At 37.0% G+C, this 7,456-nt stretch carries 8 protein-coding genes, 1 pseudogene and 1 CRISPR repeat array; all 9 genes and pseudogenes read left to right on the top strand.

Annotated features, from left to right (window positions below; translation table 11 throughout):
• A partial coding sequence (locus O9334_RS11685) for a transposase (RefSeq protein ID WP_287730192.1) occupies positions 1–256 on the top strand: 256 nt, incomplete at its 5' end.
• Between the two features lie 502 nt (positions 257–758).
• Positions 759–1,727: a group II intron reverse transcriptase/maturase gene (gene ltrA, locus O9334_RS11680; RefSeq protein ID WP_288000347.1), complete on the top strand. Its 969-nt coding sequence runs from the start codon at positions 759–761 to the stop codon at positions 1,725–1,727.
• Positions 1,708–2,814, top strand: coding sequence for a CRISPR-associated endonuclease Cas1 (gene cas1, locus O9334_RS11675; protein WP_288000346.1), 1,107 nt, complete (start codon positions 1,708–1,710; stop codon positions 2,812–2,814). Before ltrA ends, cas1 begins: the two co-directional genes overlap by 20 nt.
• Positions 2,814–3,089 (top strand): CRISPR-associated endonuclease Cas2, encoded by a 276-nt coding sequence (gene cas2, locus O9334_RS11670; RefSeq protein WP_002757558.1) that lies wholly within the window; start codon positions 2,814–2,816, stop codon positions 3,087–3,089. The genes cas1 and cas2 overlap by 1 nt, the downstream gene beginning before the upstream one ends.
• A gap of 89 nt (positions 3,090–3,178) precedes the next feature.
• A CRISPR array of direct repeats spans positions 3,179–4,512; the repeat unit is 35 nt; unit sequence GTTTCCATTAATTAAACTTGCTAAGAAGTTAAAAG.
• 359 nt (positions 4,513–4,871) lie between these two features.
• Complete coding sequence (locus O9334_RS11665; protein WP_288000345.1) at positions 4,872–5,483, top strand: VWA domain-containing protein; 612 nt, start codon at positions 4,872–4,874, stop codon at positions 5,481–5,483.
• Complete coding sequence (locus tag O9334_RS11660; RefSeq protein ID WP_288000344.1) at positions 5,480–5,776, top strand: hypothetical protein; 297 nt, start codon at positions 5,480–5,482, stop codon at positions 5,774–5,776. The genes O9334_RS11665 and O9334_RS11660 overlap by 4 nt, the downstream gene beginning before the upstream one ends.
• A 9-nt stretch (positions 5,777–5,785) precedes the next feature.
• Entirely contained in the window at positions 5,786–6,367 is a 582-nt protein-coding gene (locus O9334_RS11655) for a hypothetical protein (protein WP_288000343.1), read from the top strand.
• A 1-nt stretch (position 6,368) separates the two neighbouring features.
• Complete coding sequence (locus O9334_RS11650) at positions 6,369–7,016, top strand: hypothetical protein (RefSeq protein ID WP_288000342.1); 648 nt, start codon at positions 6,369–6,371, stop codon at positions 7,014–7,016.
• Between the two features lie 284 nt (positions 7,017–7,300).
• Positions 7,301–7,456: pseudogene (locus O9334_RS11645) on the top strand (IS4 family transposase); the annotation flags it as partial.

The following is a 7,456-nucleotide window of genomic DNA, read 5'->3' as shown; positions in this document are numbered from 1 at the left end:
CTCAGAGAATCCGACAGAGGGAATGCTATCCATCTCGGAATGGTTGGCAAAATCCTCCAGTGTTTTTACCAAGAGTTGTCAAACAATCCGAAACTGGTTTGGAGAAATCATTAGTTATTTCGAGCGAAGGACAACGAATGGGGTGGTCGAGGGAATCAACAATAAACTTAAACTAATAAAACGGAGAGGCTATGGCTTTAGAAACTTTCGGAATTTTTGGGTTAGAAGTATGTTATCTTGGCATCTTGTATGTTGATTTAGCATAAAGGGTAACGAAGAGCCACGGTTCTTAGTTACTTGGTATGATTCGATCAGGGGGCAGAAATCGGCTAAATCCTTATCTGGCAAAAAATTTAATTGATTAGTTCGCTCTAGACAAAAATACTTGATAAAAATCGCCAAACGTCTTTCTCTATAAGGGTTTCATCTCTTATAACCCCAGTCCATTGTACAACACAAACCGAAGAACCTGTTACATTTGATAAATTGAGGAGTTGATTAAAATTTATCCATATAACCGACCTACTGTTCTGTATTATCATTATACCATTTTCACACAGAACCTAGAAGATACTCCAATTTCTCAAGTCCTTACCTAGCTTACTCTTGAGTGGCTTTATTCTAAACTCCAGTCTCTATCCGAATAAGGAAGGGGTTGATTAGGGAAAGAGGTCATTCCGAGAGATTTATAGAATCATCTTGATTCTATTTTTCTTGGGATTTGCCTGATGATAACCATCGTTAACGACTTTCTAAATTTGTCTAACTTCCAACAAGCTTGGTTGAAAGTCAAAGAAAATAACGGTTGTGCGGGAGTTGACGCTGAAACCATTGATGATTTTGCTCAAAATCAAGATTTTAATCTTGTTCAATTAAGAGAAGCAGTCGCTAATAGCACTTATTGCCCTCACCCTTACAAACAAGTCAAAATTCCTAAAGAAGGAGGTAAATGGCGAGAATTAAGAATTCCAACCGTTAGAGAACGAATTGTTCAACAAGCTCTTTTAAATGTGCTTGCTCCTCTGGTTGAACCTCATTTTTCTCCTTGTAGTTTTGCTTATCGTCCTAATCTATCTTATATTCAGGCGGTAGAAAAAGTCGCTGATTGGCGTGATCTCGGATATCGATGGGTGTTAGATGCAGATATCGTTCAGTATTTCGATAATATCGATCATCAGATATTGCTTGTCCAATTACGTCAATATATCGATCACCCTGGTATTTTATGTCTGATCAAAGCTTGGATTTCTTCAGGCATATTAAGCGAGCAAGGATTGAATTTACCAAAGAAAGGAATACCTCAAGGCTCGGTTATTTCTCCTTTGCTTGCTAATATCTATTTAGATAAATTTGATCACACTATTGCTAATTCGGATATTAAATTAGTACGCTATGCAGATGATTTTTTAATTTTAGCTCGTACTCAAGAAAGAATTAGACAAGCTTACTCGGAAGTTGTTGATCTACTTGATTCTCTTAAGCTCAATATTAATCGTGATAAAACCCAAATTACTGACTTTGAACACGGGTTTTGTTTTTTAGGTCATGGCTTTTTAGAAAATGCTATCTTTCCTGTAGATAAACCCAAGAAAAAACAAGGAGATCGGAAAACACAGAGAGTCGGCGAATATTTATCAACTGGAAAAAAAAAGTTCAGACGCAGAAGAGTTACAACCAGAAAAAGAAGAAATATCTCAGCAATTAATCATGTCTTCTGTGGAAATTAAAACCCTCACTAATACTTCCAATCCAAAGCAACAACAAATACAAGTTGCGCCACGTCCTCAAAAAAATGTTTGGAATCAGACAATGGCTACATTATATTTACTAGAACAGGGAACAAGCTTGTTGAAAGAACAGTTTCGGTTTCTTATTCATGTACCAGACAAGGATAAAATAGAAGTCCCCATTCGAGATGTGGAAAGAATTCTTCTGTTTGGCAATATTAATTTATCTACTCCAGCGATCGCTACCTGTTTAGAATCACGAATTACTGTCTTGTTCCTCAGTCTTTCTGGGCGATATAAAGGACACCTTTGGAGTAAAGAAGCATCTAATTTGAATGTGGAATTACTACAGTTTCAACACCAGAATGATCACCAATTTCAATTGAATACATCCAAAGCTATTGTTCGAGGCAAGTTAATCAATTCTAAACAGTTATTACTAAGATTAAATCGTCAGCGCAATATTTTAGACATTGAACAGGCAATTTTAGGGATTAATACCGATCTTGAAGCTTTAAAGTTGGTAGATAATATTGACAGTTTACGAGGTTACGAAGGGATTAGTGCTGCTCGCTATTTTTCCGCTTTGGGACAATTAATAATCAACCCAGACTTTAATTTTTCTCAACGTCATCGTCAACCTCCTACCGATCCAGTTAATGCTCTTTTAAGCTTTGGCTACACTCTTTTATTTAACAATGTTCTCAGTTTAATTATTGCTGAAGGTCTTTCTCCTTATTTAGGTAACTTTCATTATGGTGAAAAGAAAAAACCTTATTTAGCTTTCGATTTAATGGAAGAATTTCGGTCGCCCATTGTTGATAGTTTAATGTTAACTTTATTTAACCAATCTATCCTAAAATCTAAAGATTTTGAATCTTTAACTGAAAAGCCAGGAATCTATTTAACTGAACAGGGGAGACGACTATTCCTGAATCAATTTGAGAAGCGAATGACTGAAAAAGTTACCCACTCTCAAATTTCATCTCAGATTTCTTACCGAGAAGCCATTCAATTACAAATTCGGCTGTATAAACGTAGCTTGCTGTCATCTATAGCCTATGAACCTTTCTTTCGAGCCTCCTAATGTTAGTATTAATTGTTTACGATATTCCTGACAATAAAAGACGCACTAAATTATCTAACTTTCTGGAAGGATACGGTAAAAGAGTACAGTTTTCTGTGTTTGAGTGCTTTTTATCTTTAGCGGAAATGCGAGAACTTTATGAAAAAGTCAAAAAAAAAGTTAAACCAGAAGAAGATAATGTTAGATTTTATTGGCTCTCAAAAGATGCTACCTCAAAAACTTTAACTATCGGTAGCAAACACCCTGAACCCCCTCCACAATATTATGTAATCTAGAAAAAACAAAATCTTATCTCTCACCCTTATTAGTAAAAAAATCTCCTTAGAAAATTAAAGTAGGAGATTTTTTATTCACTAATCGTTAGCTTCACATTAATTAAACTTGCTAAGAAGTTAAAAGTCTGCTGGAGAAGGGGTGTGTAGCCAACGGAGGCGAAGTCATCGTTTCCATTAATTAAACTTGCTAAGAAGTTAAAAGAAAGATTTTTGTTGTTGCTAGTGTTCTTTTGGTGGTAGGTGTTTCCATTAATTAAACTTGCTAAGAAGTTAAAAGACAGGCTCAAGCCGAAGTGAAGGCAGTACAGAAGCAGGCCAAGACGTTTCCATTAATTAAACTTGCTAAGAAGTTAAAAGTTGTGTGGGCCCCGTTTGGTTGTACGCAGCCTACAAAAGTTTCCATTAATTAAACTTGCTAAGAAGTTAAAAGCACCGACCGCAAAGGTGGTTGGATAAAACTTCTCGACAATCCCAACGGTTTCCATTAATTAAACTTGCTAAGAAGTTAAAAGTGGAACGGTGTTGGCAGAGGGACAGGCGCGTATCGCGTGTTTCCATTAATTAAACTTGCTAAGAAGTTAAAAGTCTGCTGGATATTGCTCTCGAGCTTATCTTTTATTTTGTTTCCATTAATTAAACTTGCTAAGAAGTTAAAAGATAACAGAGGAAGAATCAACTGCTATCGAGCAGTTGTTTTTGTTTCCATTAATTAAACTTGCTAAGAAGTTAAAAGCGCAAAGAATATAGAGGACCGCAAAATCTTATCACAAGAAAAAGTTTCCATTAATTAAACTTGCTAAGAAGTTAAAAGATACTTTTCAATAATCGAGAACAAGAACTTCAGGAAATGTTTCCATTAATTAAACTTGCTAAGAAGTTAAAAGGTTTGTTCCCCAACAAATAATAATATGGTTGTCTGCGAAAAGAAGTTTCCATTAATTAAACTTGCTAAGAAGTTAAAAGCCCAACCACAAGCTCCTAAACGAACTTAAAAATATCCAAAAGGTTTCCATTAATTAAACTTGCTAAGAAGTTAAAAGTTGGATACCATAAAACCTATGGTCCAAGCAGCTGTTAAGGGTTTCCATTAATTAAACTTGCTAAGAAGTTAAAAGAGATTGATGTTGATCCAGACAACATTGATCCCACAATCCCATGTTTCCATTAATTAAACTTGCTAAGAAGTTAAAAGAGATTTAAAAATCCCCTGCGGAACGGCAATAAAAGGTTTCCATTAATTAAACTTGCTAAGAAGTTAAAAGATAACAATACAAGAACCACTGTCAAATTTCCCGAGGAGCAAATCTTGGCGGTTTCCATTAATTAAACTTGCTAAGAAGTTAAAAGAAAAGATAAACCGTTGTCGTGCAACGGTTTGGCCATAAAAAGTTTCCATTAATTAAACTTGCTAAGAAGTTAAAAGACTAGCTTGGCAAAACTAGGCTGTATAAGGATTGTACAGCAATTTTTCGTGGGATATTGAAAAGCATAGACATTATTAATAATAATTCTCAATAGTTACCTCAGTCATAAGGCTCAAAGCCTTGCTGGGCAAAGCATCGACGCACCTCAACGAAAACTGTAGATTTTCAGCCATTGTGTCTAACCCGCGAAAAATGTTGAGAAACCCCCCATTCCATCGGCATAAAACAATAGAAATTGTTCCACGTTAATGCCTAATCGAAATCAAGACGCAGGGGAAGATAGAGTTCCCTGAGTCTGAAAACTTTATTACCTTGTAATTTTATGAAAAAGAGTCTGAACCGATCGCTCCTTCGATTTATGAGTGTCTCCACACTTATCGCTTTGGCATCTTGTTCATTAGTCCATCAAAAGAATCCAGTCGATATCGTTGTCTTGAAAGACACCTCTGAAAGCGCACAAAATAATCAAGAGTTTCAGGCTACAACGAAAAAAACCTGTCAGGTCATAATACAATCCATTTCGCGTGGGGATCAATTAAAAGTTATTCAAGTCAATGGTGAGCCAGACTTTTATGAGACTCTGACACCCACCAATCCAAATCAGGCCAGAAAACACTGTGAATCGGTAAGCACCACCGAAAAAGAGGGTACTTTAACTTGTCCAGCTGTTCGGACAGCTAACAAGGTTTTCCAGTCCTCAAAAAAGCCTAGTGTCTTGTTGGTTCTCGTTGAAACCAACGAGGGGGAGTCCCCTTGCCCTGAAGATTGGAGAACTACCGTTAAAAATGTCATTGAAAAAGGTGGCTCTGTAGTCATTTTGAATGCTACAAACAACGGCGGCGAATCATTTCGCTTAGAGCTAGAAACTGCTTTGCAAGGTCTCCAAGTTACATATGCTCATACTGACGTGGAATTTGTTATTAAGGACGCTATCCAAGAAACTAGAAGAAAAGCTGAGGCAAAATTATGAAAAAATTAGATAATTTCCCTCACTTTGAGGGCAACGGTTGGAATAGTTCCCATGTATTTAATGCCAGTGGCCACACCGAACGAGAATCAGAATCTAACCCGTGGCCAGAGTCGGAAGCAAGAGTCAATATCAATCAATCAAAGGAATTTAATCGACTCATCGCCGAAGACCTTCATCCCCAGGACCAGGAAGACCTCTTACAACGCTTTCCTTGCTATGCGATCGCACAGAGGAGAGTTGCCGCAGCCGAGTTCTGCCGCTTTCAGATTATTAAAATTTGTGAATTGTACTAAAGGAGTTTTATGGATAGAGGTACTTTCTCTTCTTTGAAAGATAATTTCTTTTCTTGGTTCGCCACGAGCATCATCGCATTCTTAAATTTTAACACGGCTATGGTTTTAGTGCCGGGGGATTGGGACGATATAAAGATATTATTTGCCGTTCCAGTTTCTTTGATAGCCTGTATTCTTTTCGACAACAAAGTTAGCGAGGAGTATATGCGTGAACGCCTCAAAGGATTCGCGAAAGCGACCTTAAATTGGATAAATATTCAGAGAGATAGACTAAGCAAAACTCGATTTGGGGCGATGAGACTGGAAACATACATCTATCTGTTCCAACTTTTTGAAGCACCTTTCTTAGAAACATCAGTCATCTCAATTATTAATCGTCTTGGCTGTATCATTTACTTAATCACTGAGTTTATTGTGAGCGCTTATTTATTACTAGAACGAGAGGATTTGCCCTGGTTCATGTCTATTGCTCCTATTCTAGCAGGATTATTGAACTTAGCGACGGGAATCCTTAAAGGACGTCTTATTGTGTACCCAAAAGCGCTTACACAACTTAGAAAAAAATATCAACAGTATTATGAGGAGGTATAAAATGACTATTAGATTGATAAATATTAACGAGATGAATTCTCAGGATTTAAACGAACTGACGACTATTTATGTCTCAGATGCAAGTCTGTCACCATCTAAAATGGTTGAAATCCTTCAGCAAAGAGTCGCTTGCCGCTCTCTCCATAAATCCATAAAATTAATTCAGGAAGACCACCGACGGTCTTTTGAAAACTGTTTATCAGAGAGAGATAAACAGCTTGAAGAAATTCGGAAACAAGCAGAATCTCTACACAGTTATCCTCGGGCTGTTAACGCTCCAAATCCCTCCTATTTCTTGGCAATAAATACAGTTAAAGAAGACTTAAAATTTGCTGAAGCTCAAGTCAGAAATTATCAAAAATCCATCAGCAGATTAAATGACTTAGAATGGGAATTCAAGTCAGTACTAAGAAAATCATCATATTGGTCATGTTCATTAGCTGATAGCAATATGATGGAAGAAATACTGAATGAAATGGGAATAAAAGAGCTAATGCAAGATTTAGAAAAAAGACTGAAAGAATTGCAGGAACAGGTTAAAAAATTTAGCCTTGAATTAACCAAGTTTTCCATCGTTACTGTGTACGGCGAATCAAAAGTAGAAGATTTTCAATATGGAAATGGAGCTGCTCACCATGAAATTGAATGAATCCCCTTTTGCAGCGAGCTATGCTCCTCGTCCGGAAAAACCAATCGTAGCCTTGAAACCTAAAGCTTGGTCAGTATTTTTAAGTTGGAAAAACCTCCGTGGAATAATTTTCATAATTCCTCTTTTTTCTATAGCCTGGCAGTACCTAACTCTACAACGAACCGAATATATGTTTACAACTTCAAGGGGTGACAGAGGGGCTACAAGCTAGATAGAGCGGGGAGTCTAGCCAAACGACCCCCTAAAGAAATAGAGTGGTTAGGACAACCACTCAAAAATTAAAAATGTTACCTTCATTATATCAGGCTTGCTTACAGGCAAACCTTAGCGAGGCGAGCTATTTGACCTTACAGATAGTAATCCTGCTCTTACAAAGTCATCGGATAGTCCAACTAGAGAAACTGGCCGCTCTTTTCCCGCAACCGATAACCTTTGAAAGT

The organism is Microcystis sp. LE19-8.1F, from assembly GCF_027531715.1.
Taxonomy (GTDB): Bacteria; Cyanobacteriota; Cyanobacteriia; order Cyanobacteriales; family Microcystaceae; genus Microcystis; species Microcystis wesenbergii_A.
Note: the sequence above shows the minus strand (reverse complement) of the source record. Positions and strands in the feature narration are given on the sequence as shown.